Origin of the sequence: Citrobacter sp. Cm038 (genome assembly GCF_030333105.1) — a bacterium.
In the GTDB taxonomy this organism is placed as follows: Bacteria; Pseudomonadota; Gammaproteobacteria; order Enterobacterales; family Enterobacteriaceae; genus Citrobacter; species Citrobacter murliniae.
Map to the genome: position 1 here is coordinate 330,450 of NZ_JAOWGO010000022.1, position 18,958 is coordinate 349,407.

An 18,958-nucleotide genomic window follows, 5' to 3' on the forward strand; every position below is an offset into this window, starting at 1 on the left:
GCTGCGCTCACTGCAGCGATACATTTTAATCAGACACACTTTGGAAAGGTGCATGTCATGAGTGAAAAGAATAAATCCGGTATCGAATACTGGAAGAAGATTGTCGTTGTAATGAGTTTGGGTTGGGTAGCAATATGGATATATCGCACCGTGCTCACACCTATTTATCCTGAGATTCAGGCATCGCTGGGTAATGTCAGCAACGCTGAAATAGGCGCCATTGCCAGTTTTTATTTCTTCGCCTATTGCAGCATGCAAATTCCCTGCGGAATTCTGGTAGATAAGCTTGGCCAGAAAATTATGCTGATGTGTGGGTTTACGCTGTTTATTATTGGTACGCTGAGTATTGCAAAAGCCACTGGACTGGTGATGATCTATGCTGGTTCGCTAATGGCGGGAGCGGGCTGCGCCTCTTTCTTTAGTTCAGCGTATTCACTCTCTTCGGCAAATGTCCCACAGGCTCGTCGGGCACTGGCAAATGCCATTATTAATAGTGGCTCTGCAATTGGGATGGGGATCGGATTAATCGGTTCCAGCGTGCTGGTAAAAAGCATGAACATGGCCTGGCAAAATGTGTTGTTCCTGGTTGCTGCCATTCTGGTGGTGATGCTGTGCATATTCACTTTGGTTATCCGTGGTAAGGCAAAAAATGAAGTACCTACTGCAGATCAGAAAATTCAAACGGGAACGGCGTCAGAAGAGAAGAGCCCGCCACTATTTTCGGGTCTGTTATGTAGCGTGTACTTCCTCTACTTCTGTACCTGCTATGGCTATTACCTGATCGTGACTTGGCTTCCGTCTTATCTGCAGACTGAACGAGGATTTGATGGCGGCGCGATTGGGGTGGCCTCGGCGTTAGTCGCCGTGGTGGGTGTCCCTGGCGCATTATTCTTTAGCCATCTGTCCGATAAGTTTCGCAACAGCAAAGTCAACGTCATTCTTGGTCTGGAGATCATGGCCGCCGCAATGCTGGTATTTACGGTGTTGTCGCCGAATACTACCATGTTGATGGTCAGCCTGACTCTGTACGGTTTACTGGGAAAAATGGCGGTGGATCCGATTCTGATCTCCTTTGTTTCTGAGCAAGCGTCATCAAAAACGCTGGGCAGAGCATTTAGCCTGTTTAACTTCTTTGGCATGAGCTCAGCGGTTATTGCGCCAACATTAACCGGATTTATTTCTGATTTGACGGGCTCTAAAGAAATAAGTTTTGTTATCTCCGCCTGTTTGGTTGTTACCGGAACGCTTATTTTTGCGGCCGTTACATTATATAAAAAGAAAGCAACGACAGTCATTGCTTCAGCATAAAAATATAATTAAAACTATTTAACTTATTTTCTATTGTTTTTGTTCCGCATAGCTAAACCCATTACAACGTTATCCGATACGTGACCAGAGGGATTTATGGAACATCAAAGAGATCTATATCAACAACGTGGTTATAGTGACGACTTATTACCAAAAACAGCCGAGCAACGAAACTGGAAAACATTCAACTATTTTACATTATGGATGGGTTCTGTGCATAACGTACCTAATTACGTTATGGTTGGCGGGTTCTTTATTCTTGGACTTTCCACATTCAGCATCATGCTGGCTATTATTATTAGTGCATTTTTTATTGCGTTAGTTATGGTAATGAACGGTGCAGCCGGAAGTAAATACGGTGTACCTTTTGCAATGATTCTGCGTGGCTCGTATGGCGTACGCGGAGCGCTCTTCCCGGGACTCTTGAGAGGGGGGATTGCAGCAATTATGTGGTTCGGTCTGCAATGTTACGCTGGATCGCTGGCATTTCTTATTCTGATTGGCAAGATATGGCCAGGTTTTTTAACGCTGGGCGGTGACTTTACCTTATTAGGGCTTTCTCTGCCGGGGCTGATTACATTTCTTATTTTTTGGCTCATTAATGTCGGTATTGGTTTTGGTGGTGGTAAGGTATTAAATAAATTTACCGCAATCCTCAACCCCTGTATTTATATTGTATTCGGCGGGATGGCTATCTGGGCGATATCCCTGGTAGGAATTGGACCGATTCTGGACTACATTCCTGGCGGCGTGCAAAAGGCGGGCAACAGCGGATTCCTGTTTCTGGTTGTTATCAACGCGGTTGTTGCGGTATGGGCCGCTCCGGCGGTGAGTGCATCCGATTTCACGCAAAATGCCCATTCATTTCGTGAACAAGCGTTGGGCCAGACGCTGGGGCTCATTGTCGCATACGTGCTGTTTGCCATTGCCAGCGTGTGCATAATCGCCGGTGCCAGTATTCATTACGGAATGGATACGTGGAATGTGCTGGATATCGTGCAGCGTTGGGACAGTTTATTTGCCTCGTTTTTTGCGGTACTGGTTATTTTGATGACTACAATCTCTACGAACGCTACCGGTAATATTATTCCTGCTGGTTATCAGATTGCCGCTATTGCACCTACTAAGTTAACGTATAAAAACGGTGTGTTGATCGCCAGTATTATTAGTTTGCTGATTTGTCCGTGGAAATTAATGGAAAATCAGAGCAGTATTTATCTGTTTCTGGATATTATCGGCGGGATGCTTGGCCCTGTTATTGGGGTTATGTTAGCGCATTATTTTGTCGTGATGCGTGGAAAAATTAATCTTGATGAATTATATACCGCCAGCGGTGATTACCAATATTATGAAAACGGATTTAATCTGACAGCCTTCTCCGTAACGTTAGTGGCAGTCATTCTTTCACTGGGAGGTAAATTTATTCCTCTACTCGAACCGTTATCGCGAGTGTCGTGGTTTGTTGGCGTTATTGTCGCATTTGTTGCCTATGCCTTGCTGAAGAAAAAATCGGTTGCTGAATCAGCCGGAGCGCAAAAAGCCACAGGGCAGATGTGATGAAGTCAGTAAGCGCTTATTTAAGCGTGAGTTATGTATAAAAATTATCTGTATCCATACAAGGAGTTCGTTATGTCTTTTGATTTAATTATTAAGAACGGTACTGTTATTTTAGAAAATGAAGCTCGCATTGTTGATATTGCCGTCCAGGCTGGAAAAATCGCCGCCATTGGCGAGAATCTGGGTGAGGCGAAGCAGGTCATGGATGCGACGGGTCTGGTGGTTTCACCAGGCATGGTTGATGCGCATACCCATATCTCTGAGCCGGGTCGTACCCATTGGGAAGGGTATGAGACGGGGACGCGTGCCGCGGCAAAAGGCGGTATCACCACGATGATCGAAATGCCTCTCAACCAGCTACCCGCGACGGTGGATCGTGAAACCATCGAACTGAAATTTGATGCGGCCAAAGGCAAATTGACCATTGATGCCGCGCAGCTTGGCGGTCTGGTTTCTTACAACCTCGATCGTCTGCACGAGCTGGATGACATCGGTGTCGTCGGTTTCAAATGCTTCGTTGCCACCTGTGGCGACCGCGGTATCGATAATGATTTCCGCGACGTGAACGACTGGCAGTTCTTTAAAGGCGCGCAGAAACTGGCGGAAATGAACCAGACGGTACTGGTGCATTGCGAAAACGCGCTCATCTGCGACGAGCTTGGCGAGGAGGCTAAACGCGAAGGTCGCGTGACGGCGCATGATTATGTGGCCTCACGTCCGGTATTTACCGAAGTGGAAGCGATTCGTCGCGTGCTGTATCTGGCGAAAGTCGCCGGTTGTCGCCTGCATGTCTGCCATATCAGCAGCCCGGAAGGCGTGGAGGAAGTGACCCGTGCCCGTCAGGAAGGTCAGGATGTAACCTGCGAATCCTGCCCGCATTATTTCGTACTGGATACCGATCAGTTTGAAGAGATTGGCACCCTGGCGAAATGTTCTCCGCCGATCCGCGATCTGCAAAATCAGGAAGGGATGTGGGAAAAGCTGTTTAACGGCGAGATTGACTGCCTGGTTTCTGACCACTCTCCATGCCCACCGGAAATGAAGGCCGGCAATATCATGCAGGCGTGGGGCGGCATTGCCGGACTGCAGAGCTGCATGGACGTTATGTTTGATGAAGCCGTGCAAAAACGCGGTATGTCGCTGCCGCTGTTCGCTAAATTGATGGCAACCAACGCTGCCGATATTTTTGGTCTGAAGCAGAAAGGACGTATCGCCCCGGGTAAAGATGCCGACTTCGTCTTTATTCAACCGGACAGCAAATACGTTCTGAAGAACGAAGACCTGGAATATCGCCACAAAGTCAGCCCTTATGTAGGCCGGACGATTGGCGCGCGCATTACGAAAACTATTCTGCGTGGTGATGTTATTTATGACATCGAGCAAGGTTTCCCGGTATCGCCAAAAGGTCAATTTATCCTTAAACATCAACAATAATGTGATGTGAATTAATGCCCGTCATGTTGGCGGGCATTCTTTATTCTAAGGTATGAGTATGCTTCCTGTTATTAACCGCGAAAGTTTGTTGTCCGGCTTTCAGTGGTTTTTCTTTATTTTTTGTAATACGGTTGTGGTCCCGCCAACGCTGGTTTCTGCTTTTCATCTCCCTGTGAGCAATCTGCTAATGCTCACGCAGTACGCTTTTTTAACGACGTCTCTGGCCTGTCTTGCGCAGGTGATTTGTGGCCATCGCCGCGCCATTATGGAAGGACCAACCGGTTTATGGTGGGGAACCATACTGACGATTACGCTGGCTGAGGCATCACGCGGAACACCGCTCAATGATATCGCCACCAGCCTGTCCGTTGGAATTGTGATTTCCGCTGTTCTGACGATGATTATCGGCTTTAGTGGCCTGGGGCATCGATTAGCCCGGCTCTTTACCCCAACGGTGATGGTTTTTTTTATGCTGCTGCTCGGCGCGCAGCTGACCACCATCTTTTTTAAGGGCATGCTGGGGTTGCCCTTTGGCATTGCGGATACCAGCGTCAAAATTCAACTGGCACCCTTTAGCCTGGCAGTAGGCGTGATGTGCTTCATCCTTGCGATGATCATCTTTTTACCGCAGCGGATCTCGCGCTATGCCCTGTTGGTTGGGGCGGTAGTGGGGTGGGGACTTTGGCGATTTTGTTTCCCATCAGCATCCCTGCCATCCAGCGAATTAAGCTGGCAGTGGTTCCCGTTAGGTAGCCATGGCAGACTGTTACCGGGCATTATTCTGACGGCCGTTATCACCGGTCTGGTGAATATCAGTAATACCTATGGCGCGGTGCGCGGCACGGACGTCTTTTATGCGCAGCAAGGCTCCAGCAACTCGCGTTATCGCCGCAGCTTTATTATTTCCGGTTTTATGACGCTGGTGACAGTGCCTTTAGCCGTGATTCCATTTTCACCTTTTGTCTCTTCTATCGGTCTGTTAACACAGACCGGCGACAGCTCGCGAAAATCATTTATTTGCGGCAGCGTATTATGTTTATTCGTGGCAATGGTTACGCCGCTAACCCGTTTATTTTGCGCCATTCCACTGGCGATCAGCAGTGCCGTGATGCTGGTTTCTTATCTTCCTCTGCTCTATTCCGGTCTGGTTTTTAGCCAGCAAATCACATTTACCGCACGCAATATTTATCGACTGGCGCTCCCGCTGTTTGTCGGCATTTTTTTGATGGGGCTGCCTCCGGTTTATTTACATGATCTTCCGTTGACTATTCGGCCATTACTGAGCAATGGCTTGCTGGTGGGGATTTTACTGGCGGTGCTTATGGAAAATCTCATTCCATGGGAACGCATTAAATAACATGATGAAAAAGGATTGATGATGAAAATTGTAATTGCGCCAGATTCATTTAAAGAGAGCTTAAGCGCTGACCAATGCTGCCAGGCAATTAAAGCCGGATTTTCAGCCATATTCCCGGATGCAGAATATATTTGTTTGCCGGTGGCTGATGGCGGAGAGGGTACTGTGGATGCAATGGTGGCGGCGACGGGAGGAAAAGTTGTCTCTGTGGAGGTCTGCGGGCCGATGAAGGAAAAGGTCATGGGATTTTATGGCCTGACAGGTGACGGAAAGACCGCCATTATTGAAATGGCGGCGGCGAGTGGACTGATGCTGGTCGAACCGCAGGCACGCAATCCTCTACTGGCCTCAAGTTACGGCACCGGCGAGCTGATTCGCCATGCGCTGGATGCCGGTATTCGTCATATTATTCTTGGTATTGGCGGGAGTGCGACGGTTGATGGCGGTATGGGGATGGCCCAGGCGCTTGGCGTGCAGTTTCTTGACGCGCAAGGGGCGTCATTGAGCGCGGGGGGTGGTAGCTTGTCATGTCTGGCGAGCATCGACCTGCAACAGTGCGATCCGCGGCTGAAAGCATGTCGCATTGACGTTGCCTGTGACGTAGACAACCCTTTGGTTGGTCCGCGCGGCGCTGCAAGAGTATTTGGCCCGCAGAAAGGGGCGACGCCTGAGATGGTTGAGATGCTGGAAGAAGGGTTACTCAACTATGCCCGTGTGCTGCAAACCCTGACCGGTGAGGATGTTGCTCAGATGCCTGGCGGCGGAGCGGCTGGAGGAATGGGGATTGCTGCGGTTATCTTCTTGCAGGCCAGCATGAAACCCGGCATTGAGATTGTGCTGCAGGCTGTACAGCTGGAGCGGGCAATCAAAGATGCGGCGCTGGTTATCACCGGCGAGGGACGTATTGATTCGCAAACGGTCGGTGGCAAAGCGCCAATCGGGGTAGCGTCGGTGGCCATGCAGCATCACGTTCCTGTTATTGGTATTGCTGGGGTGTTGGGCGAAGGCGTAGAGGTGGTGCACAGCCATGGTATCGATGCGGTATTCAGTATTCTGCCGCGACTCGCGCCGTTAGCAGAAGTGCTGGCGAGCTGCGAAACTAATCTCTATCACTGCGCGCGTAATATCGCTTGTGCGATGAAACTGGGTCAGGCGGTGACTCTGCGTTAAGCATAAAAAAGCCACGGTATATACCGTGGCAAAACCCAACATAGCTAAATAAAAAAGTATCAGGCGGGCTGTACGCCGTTAGATCTCAACATCCCGGTTGCAATCTTTGGAATAGATGTAGCTGAATGCTTCTCCACGACCCACGCCGTATCCGGCCTGCAGGGAATAAGCGCCCATAAAGATGTAGTCGCCTTTTTTCACAGGGATCCACTGATTGTCGAGGTTATAAACGCCCTGGCCTGAAAGAATATAAGCCCCGTGTTCCTGGACGTGCGTTTCGATATAACCGTGGCTGGCGCCCGGCTCGAACGACAGAATGTGCATATTCATATCGAAGCCCAATTCTTTAGGCAGGAAATCCAGCAGAATCACGTCATCCATGCCTTCGTAATGGATGCGTTCTAACTGATTGGCGTTACCGGAGACCAGCCAAGGCGCATAGCCCGCTACTGGTATGTAACGACGTTTGTATAAAAACAGCTGGCTGTCTTCAGCCTGGGCATTGCTAAAGGTGAGCAGCTCGCCTGGCGGGCAATACAGATATCCACCCTGCGTTAAAGCGAATGTTTTACCTTCCGCTTTTGCCTCAATTTTGCCGGAAATAACATAAACGAACGTTTCAATGCCTTCGCCGCCGAAACCGCTCTGGTTGCCCCCGTTCTGATGTACCGTCACCAGATAATCAACAAACGACGCGCCCAGTTTTGGCGTTGAGAGGATGGTGACGTCACAGTTTTCAAAACCCGGAATGATATTTTTAACCAGTCCATCGGGGGTTAAGAGGGCGAAGTTACCGTGTTTTACAATTGCGCGGTTAGCCAGTAAATCATCGCGGTAACCCGTGACGTTATTCAGATATCCCATTGTTGACTCCTTATTTCTGCCAGGCAAGTTGATGAAGCATTAATGCCAGAGTTTTGACCCCTTCGGCAAGGTCGTTAATATTTGTGCGTTCAGCGGGGTTGTGGCTGATACCGTTAATGCTGGGCATGAATATCATGCAGGTCGGCACACGGGGCGCGAAAATCTGCGCATCATGGCCCGCGCCGCTGTGCATCACGCGATAGTTCAGCTGTTCCTTTTCACACAGTTTGGTGAGGGTGGCGACCAGTTTGCTATCCATCGGAACCGGCGTTTCGTCCATCCACAAATCGATATCAATGCCGATATCCATTTCGTCGCAGATGGCGCGCATGTCATTTTCCAGTTGCTGAGTAAAATCACGCAGCACTTCGGCGTTGGTATGACGGCAATCGATGGTGAAGGTCGTTTTTCCTGGCACCACGTTGACAGTGTTTGGCTGCGGCTCAACTTTGCCAAAGGTCAGTACCAGAGGATCGCCATGTTTTTTGGCTTTCTCAATCGACTGGCTACAGATACGGCTGAAGGCGTAAACGGTGTCGCGACGGTAGCTTAGCGGTGTTGTACCCGCATGGTTGGATTCGCCGTTCAGCGTTACTGTATAGCGACGCTGTCCAACAATCGCGCTGACGACCCCGATGGACTGACCATTGCTTTCAAGTACGCACCCTTGCTCGATGTGCAATTCAACAAAGGCTTTGATGTCAGTGCGAGCGTGGAGCGGTTCGGCGGGGAGAGTAAAGCCGCAGGCGTTCATCGCATCAACAAAACGTGTGCCTTTGGCGTCCTGGATGTCGCGGACGTCATCGGGATTCGCCAGCCCAAAAATGTTCTTACTGCCCCAGAAGACATACGGGAAGCGGCTGCCTTCTTCTTCTGCCATGGAGACCACTTCGACCGTTTTCAGCGGCGCGCCGTAGGTAGTCTTAAGCCAGTCAATCGCTAACCACGCCGCCAGCGCGCCAAACTGGCCGTCAAGATTGCCGCCATTAACGACGGTATCAATATGCGAGCCGCTTAAAATGACCTGTTCCGGGGATTCGCTCCCGCGCAGGCGACCGTATAAATTGCCCACTTCATCAAAGCGCGTTTCCAGGCCGCTGGCATCCATACGCTTTTTAAATTGCTGTTGTGTTTCAAGCCATTCTGGCGAATACAGCAAGCGCGTCATCCCACCGGAAGGATCTGCGCCAAAGGAAGAGAGCCAGGGAAGGGATTCTTCTATTGCGTGACGAAAATGGTTGATCATATGAAATTCCTGTTTCAATAATTATTGTGCAAAGGGATTCTTTGTTTCGTATGACTTGATATAGAGAACATCGGAAATCAGGTATTGATAAATATCGTCAACAATGTCGACGCCATGGGCCGCAGCATTGCGTTGATTAATATCTTGATCCTGTCCGGGGTAATAGACCTGTTTAAAACCAGGTGCAGGAGTAACAGCATTTAACTCTTGCATGGTTTGACTGAGATGCTGACGAAATAATTGGCTGGAGGAGAAAAACTCGGGATTAATCACTAAATGCAGTTGGCCTAAATTACGTCCGGCATGTAGATCTTCATACATAGAACTGACCTGGCGACCAAACGGTAATCCCAACAGGATGCCGGATAACACATCGATCATCATCATCAGACCATAGCCTTTTGGTCCGGCGGCGGGAAGCAACGCATTGACTGCAAAAGGATCGGCTGTAGGCGCGCCATCTTTATCGACAGCCCAGGTATCCGGGATCGGTTCATTGCGTGAGCGAGCATCCAGAACTTTGCCCCAGGCCTGCACCGTCGTTGCCATATCAAAGGTCATGATATCGTCGCCTTCCCCTGGTGCGGCGAAGGCTAGCGGATTGGTGCCGTAGTAAATATCCGCGCCGCCGAACGGTACGACCATCGGGTCGGACTGGCAAACGGAGAGGCCAATCAGGCCTGCGCGAGCGGCTTGTTGCACAAAGTAAGAAATGGCTCCGCTGTGTCCCATTCGGCTAATGCCGACAACGGCGACACCATTTTTTTTGGCAATTTCAATTGCATGCTCCATACCCATCTTTGCTGCGACTTGTCCGGCGGCATTATCGGCGTGCAAAATCGCTGTACAGGGACCGGTATCTTCAAAACGAAATGTGGGTTCGCGGTTGGTGCCGCCTTTTGAAATGCGCTCGGCATAGTATTCAACGCGTACGGCACCATGAGAGTGAATACCTCTGGCATCTGCATACACCAATACCTCGGCAACCGTTGCGGCGTGCTCACGTTTTAGTCCGGCCTTGCAAAGCTTATTCTCGATAAGCTGGTGGAGTGTTTCCCGACTGATTTTCATCTGTCTTCCTTTTTAACGACGGTGTGAAGCATGACTGCCGTTAACATACCGGGAATATAAATAGATTATGTGATCCAGACACACAAAAAAATATAGTTAGAATTTATTTGATAATCGGTACTGATTTGCCATTTCTTTTTAAATAAATAATGCCGTTAAAAAATAACATGTAATCCTCCTGTGGTTATTAAAATTCTTTTGCTAATAATCTGTGTGTGATGCCAGTCACTCTATTTGTGATGTTGGATATATACCTTGAGTTCCACATTAACACTACTCGTGCAATTGCCATGGGTGCAATTATTAAGGGGTTGTTATGATCCACGCCTTTATTAAAAAAGGGTGTTTTCAGGACTCTGTCAGTTTAATGATTATTTCACGCAAGCTGAGTGAGTCCGAAAATGTAGACGATGTATCGGTCATGATGGGAACGCCGGCGAATAAATCGTTGCTGGAAACGACCGGGTTTTGGCATGACGATTTTAATCAGGCGACGCCGAATGATATTTGCGTGGCTATTCGTACTGAAGCGGCGGATGAGAGTATTACGCAGGCCATTTTGCAACAACTGGATGAGTCGCTGCAGCAGCTGGCGCAGGCAACCGGAGGGAGCCAAACGCTTCTGCAGGTCAGACGCTGGGAAAGCGCGTGTCAGAAACTGCCTGACGCGAATATGACGTTAATTTCTGTTGCTGGCGAATACGCGGCAGAGCTGGCGAACCAAGCGCTGGATCGTAACCTGAACGTCATGATGTTCTCCGACAACGTCACGCTGGAAGATGAAATCAATCTCAAGCGCCGCGCACAAGATAAAGGTCTGCTGGTGATGGGACCGGATTGCGGAACCGCCATGATCGCCGGTACGCCGCTGGCTTTTGCCAACGTAATGCCGGAAGGCAATATTGGTGTGATAGGCGCCTCCGGCACAGGGATCCAGGAGCTCTGTTCACAGATAGCGCTGGCTGGGGAAGGCATCACTCACGCCATCGGGCTGGGCGGACGCGACCTGAGCGCTGAGGTGGGGGGGATTAGCGCATTTACCGCGCTGGAGATGCTCGGTGCAGATGATAAAAGCCAGGTGCTGGCTTTTGTGTCTAAACCACCGGCGGAAGCGGTTCGTCAGCGTATTGTCACGGCGATGAAAGCCACGGGAAAACCCGTTGTGGCCCTGTTTTTAGGTTACACCTGCACTGCGAACCGTGATGAGAACGTCTGGTTTGCATCGACCCTTGATGATGCGGCCCGTCTCGCCTGTTTACTGGCGCGCGTCAAGGCGCGACGCTGTGCGCTTGCTGGCACGGGAGATGGGCTGATTCGAGGGCTGTATACCGGAGGAACGCTGGCTGCCGAAGCCGCGGGACTGCTGGCCGCACACCTGAACGTTGCTACGGATGCGCAGCATCATCACGGCATGATGCTGGATGCTGCCGGGCATCAGATTATCGATCTGGGGGATGATTTTTACACCGTCGGGCGGCCGCATCCGATGATCGACCCTGCGTTACGTAATCAGCTTATTACGGATCTCGGCTCGCAGCCGCAGATACGGGTGCTACTGGTAGATGTCGTGATTGGCTACGGCGCGACGGTAGATCCGGCTGCGTCACTGGTTCAGGCCTGGCAAAAGGCATGTGCTGCCCGAGACATCGAGCAACCGCTGATTGCGATTGCGACGGTGACCGGCACAGAAGGTGACCCGCAGTGTCGTTCATTGCAAATCGCTACGCTGGAAGATGCCGGAATTGCCGTGGTGAGTTCGCTCCCTGAGGCAACACTGCTTGCCGCCGAACTGATTCGACCATCTCAACCGTTATCTCATCAATCCGCACCTTCGCTACTGGAAAAAGTAGCGGTTATTAATGCCGGGTTACGCAGTTTTGCGCTGGATTTACAGGCGGCAGAAAAGCCGGTGGTGCATTACCAGTGGGCGCCTGTCGCTGGCGGTAATAAAAAACTGGCTCGTTTATTAGAACGTTTGCAATAAGGGGTTCCAATGTTTACATCAGTGGCGCAAGCCAATGCTGCAGTAATCGAACAAATTCGTCGTGCGCGTCCGCACTGGCTGGATGTGCAACCCGCGTCCTTGTTAATCAGCGAACTCAATGAAGGAAAAACGCTGCTTCATGCGGGACCGCCAATGCGTTGGCAAGAGATGACCGGCCCGATGAAAGGGGCCTGCATTGGTGCATGTCTTTTTGAAGGGTGGGCCAATGATGAAATGAGTGCGCTGTCATTATTGGAGCAGGGAAAAGTCAATTTTGTACCTTGCCATCACGTTAATGCCGTGGGGCCAATGGGCGGGATCACTTCTGCCAGCATGCCGATGCTGGTGGTGGAAAACATCACTGAAGGGAATCGGGCTTACTGCAACCTTAACGAAGGTATCGGCAAGGTGATGCGTTTCGGCGCGTATGGAGAGGATGTCCAGCAGCGTTTACGTTGGATGCGTGATGTTCTGATGCCGGTCTTAAGCGCAGCGCTGAGCACCCTGGAGCAGGGTATTGACCTGACCGCCATGATGGCGCAGGGCATTACGATGGGCGATGAGTTCCATCAGCGCAACATTGCCTCTTCAGCCCTGTTGATGCGTACGCTGGCGCCGCTAATTGCCCGCCTGGAACATGATAAGCAGCAGATTGCTGAGGTGATGGATTTTCTTAGCGTAACCGACCAGTTTTTCCTCAACCTGGCGATGGCTTACTGCAAAGCGGCAATGGACGCCGGAGCGCAGGTGCGTTCTGGCAGTATTGTGACGGCGATGACCCGTAATGGCGACATGTTCGGTATTCGCGTGAGCGGACTTGGCGATCGCTGGTTTACTGCACCTGTTAACACACCGCAGGGACTGTTCTTTACTGGTTTTTCGCAGGAGCAGGCCAACCCGGATATGGGCGATAGCGCCATCACCGAAACGTTTGGCATTGGCGGAGCAGCGATGATCGCCGCACCAGGCGTAACGCGTTTTGTCGGTGCAGGCGGGATGGAAGCCGCAAAATCCGTCTCCGAAGAGATGGCGGAAATCTACCTGGAGCGCAATATGCAATTGCAGATCCCCGGCTGGGATTTCCAGGGGGCCTGTCTGGGGCTCGATATCCGTCGCGTGGTCGAAACAGGGATTACACCGCTGATCAATACCGGTATTGCGCATAAAGAGGCCGGTATTGGCCAGATTGGCGCGGGAACCGTCCGTGCGCCGTTGGCCTGCTTTGAGTTGGCCCTGGAAGCGCTGGCTGAAAGCATGGGCATTAGCTAAAAGGGGCGCGCATGATGATCATCCATCCTCTGCTGGGCAGCCAGCAGTCTGCGGATTTTCGCCAGTCATGGCAGTTGTCTGGCATCTGGCGGCGCGCGATTAATCTTGTGGCCGAAAGCGGCGCATTGTTGACGTTGCACCGCCAGGGGAGCGGCTTTAGTCCGGGAGGATGGGTGATCCGTACGCATGACTTTGATGCGCTGCGTACGGCGTTACGTGGGAGTGAAACCCCTCTGGCTGTCCCTGGGGGGATCCAGTTGGGGCCATTTTTGCTGTGCCAGCCGCGGCGCTGCTGTTCGTTGAGAATAACTTACCGCCCACATTCCCCGCGCCTTGCACTCGCTTGGATGGATCGCGGCGAGGAAACGGGATTGTTCGGGCCATTAATGCTGGCGGCAAACCTGCCTTTGTGCCCCGAGCTACGTCAGTTCCGCCACTGCTTCTTCTCGGCGCTTGCGGGGTTGCCGACAGACTGGCGGCAGTGGTTAGGCAAAGGGCCCGGTTTAACGCCCAGTCATGATGACACGTTGACCGGTATGCTGCTGGCGGCCTGGTATTTCGGCGCGCTAAATAAGAACTCCGGGCACCGTTTCTTTGATGATTCCGGCAACCTTGAGCAGGCGACGACTGTGGTTAGCGTGACCTATTTGCGCTACGCGGCGCTAGGGTACTTTGCTTCACCTTTACTCCACTTCACCCATGCTCTGCGTCGCCAGGAAAGGCTGGACGCAGCGATAAATTCGCTGCTGGCGCTTGGGCATACCTCCGGCGCAGACACCCTGTTGGGGTTCTGGATTGGACAACAAATCATAGAAGGATAGGGAATGAAAACGCTGGTTGTTGCTCTTGGTGGCAACGCATTATTGCAGCGCGGCGAGGCGCTGACGGCAGAAAATCAATATCGTAATATTGCCAGCGCCGTACCCGCCCTGGCGCGTCTGGCGCGCTCGTACCGCCTGGCTATCGTACATGGCAACGGGCCGCAGGTTGGCCTGCTGTCGTTACAGAATCTTGCCTGGAAGGAGGTCGAGCCTTATCCATTAGATGTGCTGGTGGCCGAGACGCAGGGCATGATTGGTTATATGTTGGCCCAGAGCCTGACCGCAGAACCGGAGATGCCGCCAGTCACCACGGTGTTAACCCGTATTGTGGTGTCCGAGGACGATCCTGCGTTTATGTCACCGGAAAAATTTATCGGCCCGGTGTATTCGCCCGAAGAACAAACGCAACTGGAAGCTACCTACGGCTGGCATATGAAGCGTGACGGAAAATACCTGCGACGTGTTGTCGCTTCGCCAGAACCTCGCCAGATCGTAGAAAGTGATGCCATTAAGCTCTTACTTAAAGAAGGGCATGTGGTGATTTGCAGCGGGGGGGGCGGCGTGCCCGTCACTGGCGAAGGAGTCGGGTCTGAAGCTGTCATTGATAAGGACCTGGCAGCGGCGTTGCTGGCTGAACAGATTGATGCAGATGGTCTGGTCATCCTGACCGATGCAGATGCCGTGTATGAGAACTGGGGGACGCCGCAGCAACGTGCTATTCGCCAGGCTTCTCCCGATGAACTGGCTCCGTTTGCGAAAGCGGATGGGGCGATGGGGCCGAAGGTGACAGCGGTAAGCGGGTACGTGAAGCGGCGTGGCAAACCGGCCTGGATTGGCGCGTTGTCACGTATTGAGGACACGCTTGCAGGTAAAGCCGGCACCTGTATCAGCATGTAATTATTACGGGTGGCGTGAATAGACGACACCCGTTTCGTGTTACTTCAGCTTACTTTGCGCCCAGATAATCCCACTGGCGTATTCCGGCGGCAGAAGGGGAATGAGTGCTTCCAGCGTTGCGCTCAGGCGAGCGGTATCGCTGTCCGTCAGGTTCAAGTGACCGACCTTACGGCCTTCGCGCACCTCTTTGTCGTACCAGTGCAGGTGCACCAGTGGCAACTTCAGCCAGTCGTAGTTCAGGTCAGTACCGATAAGATTCACCATGACCGAAGGATTGTTCACTACCGGCGTGGGTAATGGCAGGTCGGTAATGGCGCGCAGGTGCAGTTCAAACTGGCTGATGCTGGCGCCGTTTTGCGTCCAGTGCCCACTGTTGTGTACGCGCGGGGCCAGTTCGTTAATCAGCAAGCCTTCCGGGGTGATGAAACACTCCATCGCCATTACGCCGACATAGCCCAATTCCTGCATAATAGCGGACAACATCGCTTCAGCCTGTTCCTGCTGTTTCGCATTGGCTTGCGGAAATACCACGCTGGTACGCAGAATGCCGTCCTGATGCAGGTTATGGGTCAGCGGATAGAAGACTGTGCTGCCGTCATGAGCGCGAGCGCCCACCAGCGACACTTCACCTGAGAAGTTTATGCCTCGTTCGACAATGCATTCGCCGTAGCAGTCGTCTGGAAGTTGTTCAGTTTCATTGACGCGTAAACGCCACTGACCACGACCGTCGTAGCCGCCGACACGACGCTTCACGATTGCCAGTTCACCCAGTTTGTCGAATATTGCAGACCACTCGCTATTATCCGCCAGCAGTTGCCACGGCGCGGTCGCCAAACCGAGCTTGTCAAAAAGCTGCTTTTGCGTCAGACGGTCGGCAATAATCGGGAACACATCGCGGTTAACAAACGCCGGATGGCGGGCCAGCTCGCGAGTGAGTGCGGTTTCCGGCCAGCGCTCAATTTCAGCGGTAATCACGCTTTGCTGAAAGGGGACGGCCGCAGGTTCGGCATCCAGGCCAACAGGCCAGACTGCAATGCCCAACGGCTCGCCTGCCTGACGCAACATGCGTCCTAGCTGACCGTTACCAAGTATGCAAACCTGCTTCATGCCGCACCTCGTGGGTCCGGGTTCTCCAGCACCTCATCGGTTTGCGCTTTACGCCAGTCGATCAGACGCTGGTGTAGCGTTTTATCGTGGGTTGCCAGAATTTGCGCCGCCAGCAGTGCCGCATTTGCTGCGCCCGCTTTGCCAATCGCCAGCGTGCCAACCGGAATGCCGCGCGGCATCTGCACGATGGAATAAAGGCTGTCTACGCCGCTCAGGGCAGCACTTTGTACCGGAACACCTAAAACAGGTACCAGCGTTTTCGCCGCAATCATGCCAGGCAGATGTGCTGCACCACCTGCACCGGCAATAATCACCTGATAGCCGTTCTCTTCTGCGCTCTCGGCGAAGCTGAACAGTTTATCGGGGGTGCGGTGAGCAGAGACAACTTCAACGTGGTGCGGGACATCCAGGATTTCGAAGATTTCGGCGGCGAACTGCATGGTAGTCCAGTCGCTTTTGGACCCCATCACGATGGCGACACGCGCCGGATTATTGCGGGAAGACATGCGTCTTAAAACTCCTGTGGTGCGAAACACACTGCTTTCGAGGCGAGAGAGAATAGCATGATATACAAGCAAGGAAAACGGTTGCGCAGCGAAATGTTAACGCCTGGATGTAATCCCCTTGAGGGTTTACTGGGAGATTTTTCATGGCCAAACAGGCCGTTACGCTGGGCTGTAGGGAATTGGCAGATTTTCGGTTATTGAAGCATTGGGTTTTGTTATTAGCCGCCGGTCAAAGTGCGTTTCTTCGTTATGTCGGCGAGGAGCGTGCATATATCGGTGGCTTAGTTACTTCTTTCCACTCTTTTTTGAGAAGCGCGTAGATAAAGGTGTCATCGTGGGGCGCGAAGCGGACATTCTCCAGCGGTATCGCTTACAAAAGTAGCAGTGCTAAAGATACCGACCCTGTAAAAACAATTTTTTATGAATAGTGCAACCTGCGGATCGTTCTTTCAGTCGCTCACACGCCACCATGCCTTGATAACACAATTTCGTATTTGGCATCCATTCGCATTCACCGAATGTCGGTACGATAATTCTGCTATTCAAATTGAGCACAGGATCACATTTAATCGCCTTATTACGGTTCAGCATGTTGAACAAGGTATATTTTCCACTACACAATGCCGATATCATTTATTCCAATAGCAAGAGGGAGCCATTATGGTTCGCAAAGGGTGTAATTCATTAGTCCGTGCTGAAAAAATATTAACCCATATTGCGTGGGTAGGTGTGGCGAGTTATATGGAATTATTAAAAAAATTTCAGTATCCCAAAAGTAGCCTGCTTAATTTACTGAATGTGATGGTGGAATGTGGTTTCTTAATTAAAAATAAAAATGGCCATTATTCACTGGGGATAAAAAACTACGAACTGGGATGTCAGGCACTGCACCGCCAGAATATTTTTGAAGTGACGAAGCGGCCAATGCAGGAGCTGTCGTTGAAAAGCGGCCTGGTTTGTCATCTGGGCGCGATGGAGAGCTATTCTGCTATCTATCTTGACAAGATTGAAAGCCCGGATTCGGTGCCGACCAGCAAAAGCTGGATTGGCAAAAAACTTGAATTACATATTACCGCACTGGGTAAGGCGTTATTGGCCTGGAAAACGAGAGAAGAGTTGGATTATTTTTTAGATGCTCTTACGTTGACTCCACATACGCGCAATACATTTACTGATAAAAAATTATTTCTGGAAGAACTGCAAAAAACGCGGCTTCGGGGATGGGCCATAGATAACGAAGAATCGACCTATGGTGCAGTATGTTTAAGTATGCCTGTATTCAATATGTATAACCGGGTTAATTATGCGATCTCGCTATCAGGCGATCCGGTGGTTTACTCAGGAAATAAGATCGACGGTTATCTGGAACTGCTCCGAAAGTGTGCCGGGCAAATATCATATGGACTGGGATACATAAGCGAAAATGAATATTTACGAAAAGGAAATTGAAGTAATGAAAAAATTCAGCGGCATTATTCCACCGGTATCCAGTACGTTTCATCGTGACGGAACCATTGATAAAACGGCAATGCGCCAGGTTGCCGACTTCCTGATTAATAAAGGAGTCGACGGGCTGTTTTACCTTGGCACCGGTGGTGAATTTAGCCAGATGAATACCGCCCAGCGCATGGCGCTCACCGAAGAAGCCATATCCGTTGTTGGTGGGAGGGTTCCTGTATTGATTGGCGTCGGTTCGCCTTCCACTGATGAAGCGGTCAAATTGGCGCGGCATGCCGAATCCTGCGGTGCTGACGGTGTCGTCGCCATCAACCCTTACTACTGGAAGGTCGCGTCACGAAATCTTGACGACTATTACCAGCAGATCGCTCGTAGCGTCACTTTGCCGGTAATCCTGTACAACTTTCCGGATTTGACGGGCCAGGACTTAACCCCGGAGACAGTGAAACGTTTGGCCTTGCAAAATGAGAATATCGTTGGCATCAAAGACACCATCGACAGTGTCGGTCACTTGCGCACGATGATTAACGCAGTTAAGTCAGTGCGCCCGTCGTTTTCTGTATTTTGCGGCTATGACGACCATTTACTGAACACCTTGCTGTTAGGGGGGGACGGCGCGATTTCAGCTAGCGCTAACTTTGCACCGGAACTCTCCGTTGGTATCTACCGTGCCTGGCGCGAAGGTGATCTGGCAACCGCCGCCAACCTGAACAAAAAGCTACTGCAACTGCCATCTATTTACGCTCTGGAAACGCCGTTTGTCTCGCTAATCAAATACGGTATGCAATGCGTAGGGTTACCAGTAGAGACTTATTGCTTGCCGCCAATTCTTGAGGTGTCAGAAGAAGCCAAAGAAAAAGTCCATGCACTGTTGGTTGCTCAGGGTATTTTACCTGTCTGAGGAGAATC

16 protein-coding genes are annotated in these 18,958 nt (G+C 51.3%); 11 read left to right on the forward strand and 5 right to left on the reverse strand.

All coding sequences use genetic code 11. The features are described 5' to 3' along the window. The first annotated feature begins 57 nt into the window (after nucleotides 1–57). From OGY01_RS12925 to glxK, 5 genes are all read left to right on the forward strand, one after another. On the forward strand, nucleotides 58–1,308 hold the full coding sequence (locus OGY01_RS12925) for an MFS transporter (RefSeq protein ID WP_502873409.1): 1,251 nt from the start codon (nucleotides 58–60) through the stop codon (nucleotides 1,306–1,308). Between the two features lie 96 nt (nucleotides 1,309–1,404). Further along, the gene (locus tag OGY01_RS12930) at nucleotides 1,405–2,865 is read left to right on the forward strand and encodes an allantoin transporter (RefSeq protein WP_045440766.1); all 1,461 of its coding nucleotides are present in this window, start codon (nucleotides 1,405–1,407) and stop codon (nucleotides 2,863–2,865) included. Between the two features lie 72 nt (nucleotides 2,866–2,937). Then, complete coding sequence (gene allB / locus OGY01_RS12935; RefSeq protein WP_045440768.1) at nucleotides 2,938–4,299, forward strand: allantoinase AllB; 1,362 nt, start codon at nucleotides 2,938–2,940, stop codon at nucleotides 4,297–4,299. A 58-nt stretch (nucleotides 4,300–4,357) separates the two neighbouring features. Next, a complete protein-coding gene (locus tag OGY01_RS12940; protein WP_286493196.1) occupies nucleotides 4,358–5,656 on the forward strand; it encodes a uracil/xanthine transporter in 1,299 nt (432 codons plus the stop codon). A gap of 21 nt (nucleotides 5,657–5,677) precedes the next feature. Next, nucleotides 5,678–6,826: a glycerate 3-kinase gene (glxK, locus tag OGY01_RS12945; RefSeq protein ID WP_286493390.1), complete on the forward strand. Its 1,149-nt coding sequence runs from the start codon at nucleotides 5,678–5,680 to the stop codon at nucleotides 6,824–6,826. Between the two features lie 78 nt (nucleotides 6,827–6,904). Here glxK and allE read toward each other — a convergent pair whose 3' ends face one another. From allE to allD, 3 genes are read right to left on the reverse strand one after another with little or no spacing between them, the layout of a single operon-like run. Next, on the reverse strand, nucleotides 6,905–7,690 hold the full coding sequence (allE, locus tag OGY01_RS12950) for a (S)-ureidoglycine aminohydrolase (RefSeq protein ID WP_045440777.1): 786 nt from the start codon (nucleotides 7,688–7,690) through the stop codon (nucleotides 6,905–6,907). Nucleotides 7,691–7,700: 10 nt separating this feature from the next. Next, nucleotides 7,701–8,936 (reverse strand): allantoate deiminase, encoded by a 1,236-nt coding sequence (gene allC, locus OGY01_RS12955; protein ID WP_045440779.1) that lies wholly within the window; start codon nucleotides 8,934–8,936, stop codon nucleotides 7,701–7,703. Nucleotides 8,937–8,957: 21 nt separating this feature from the next. Beyond that, nucleotides 8,958–10,007 carry an ureidoglycolate dehydrogenase gene (allD, locus tag OGY01_RS12960; RefSeq protein WP_045440781.1) on the reverse strand — a complete coding sequence of 350 codons (1,050 nt, stop codon included), beginning with the start codon at nucleotides 10,005–10,007 and terminating at the stop codon, nucleotides 8,958–8,960. Nucleotides 10,008–10,323: 316 nt separating this feature from the next. On the opposite strand from allD, the gene OGY01_RS12965 reads away from it, so the two are divergent. From OGY01_RS12965 to OGY01_RS12980, 4 genes are read left to right on the forward strand one after another with little or no spacing between them, the layout of a single operon-like run. After that, the gene (locus OGY01_RS12965; RefSeq protein ID WP_286493197.1) at nucleotides 10,324–11,991 is read left to right on the forward strand and encodes an acyl-CoA synthetase FdrA; all 1,668 of its coding nucleotides are present in this window, start codon (nucleotides 10,324–10,326) and stop codon (nucleotides 11,989–11,991) included. Nucleotides 11,992–12,000: 9 nt separating this feature from the next. Further along, nucleotides 12,001–13,260, forward strand: a complete 1,260-nt coding sequence (locus tag OGY01_RS12970; RefSeq protein WP_045440786.1) for a YlbE family protein — start codon at nucleotides 12,001–12,003, stop codon at nucleotides 13,258–13,260. A gap of 11 nt (nucleotides 13,261–13,271) precedes the next feature. Further along, nucleotides 13,272–14,081, forward strand: a complete 810-nt coding sequence (locus OGY01_RS12975; protein WP_045440788.1) for an oxamate carbamoyltransferase subunit AllH family protein — start codon at nucleotides 13,272–13,274, stop codon at nucleotides 14,079–14,081. A gap of 3 nt (nucleotides 14,082–14,084) precedes the next feature. Further along, nucleotides 14,085–14,978 carry a carbamate kinase gene (locus OGY01_RS12980; RefSeq protein WP_045440791.1) on the forward strand — a complete coding sequence of 298 codons (894 nt, stop codon included), beginning with the start codon at nucleotides 14,085–14,087 and terminating at the stop codon, nucleotides 14,976–14,978. 39 nt (nucleotides 14,979–15,017) lie between these two features. Here OGY01_RS12980 and purK read toward each other — a convergent pair whose 3' ends face one another. After that, a complete protein-coding gene (gene purK, locus OGY01_RS12985) occupies nucleotides 15,018–16,085 on the reverse strand; it encodes a 5-(carboxyamino)imidazole ribonucleotide synthase (RefSeq protein WP_045440793.1) in 1,068 nt (355 codons plus the stop codon). Next, nucleotides 16,082–16,591 (reverse strand): 5-(carboxyamino)imidazole ribonucleotide mutase, encoded by a 510-nt coding sequence (gene purE, locus OGY01_RS12990; protein WP_045440795.1) that lies wholly within the window; start codon nucleotides 16,589–16,591, stop codon nucleotides 16,082–16,084. The genes purK and purE overlap by 4 nt, the downstream gene beginning before the upstream one ends. 660 nt (nucleotides 16,592–17,251) lie before the next feature. Here purE and OGY01_RS12995 point away from each other — a divergent pair. Beyond that, a complete protein-coding gene (locus OGY01_RS12995) occupies nucleotides 17,252–18,040 on the forward strand; it encodes an IclR family transcriptional regulator (RefSeq protein ID WP_045440798.1) in 789 nt (262 codons plus the stop codon). A gap of 4 nt (nucleotides 18,041–18,044) precedes the next feature. Beyond that, nucleotides 18,045–18,950, forward strand: a complete 906-nt coding sequence (locus tag OGY01_RS13000) for a dihydrodipicolinate synthase family protein (protein WP_144243052.1) — start codon at nucleotides 18,045–18,047, stop codon at nucleotides 18,948–18,950. Nucleotides 18,951–18,958 lie beyond the last annotated feature (8 nt).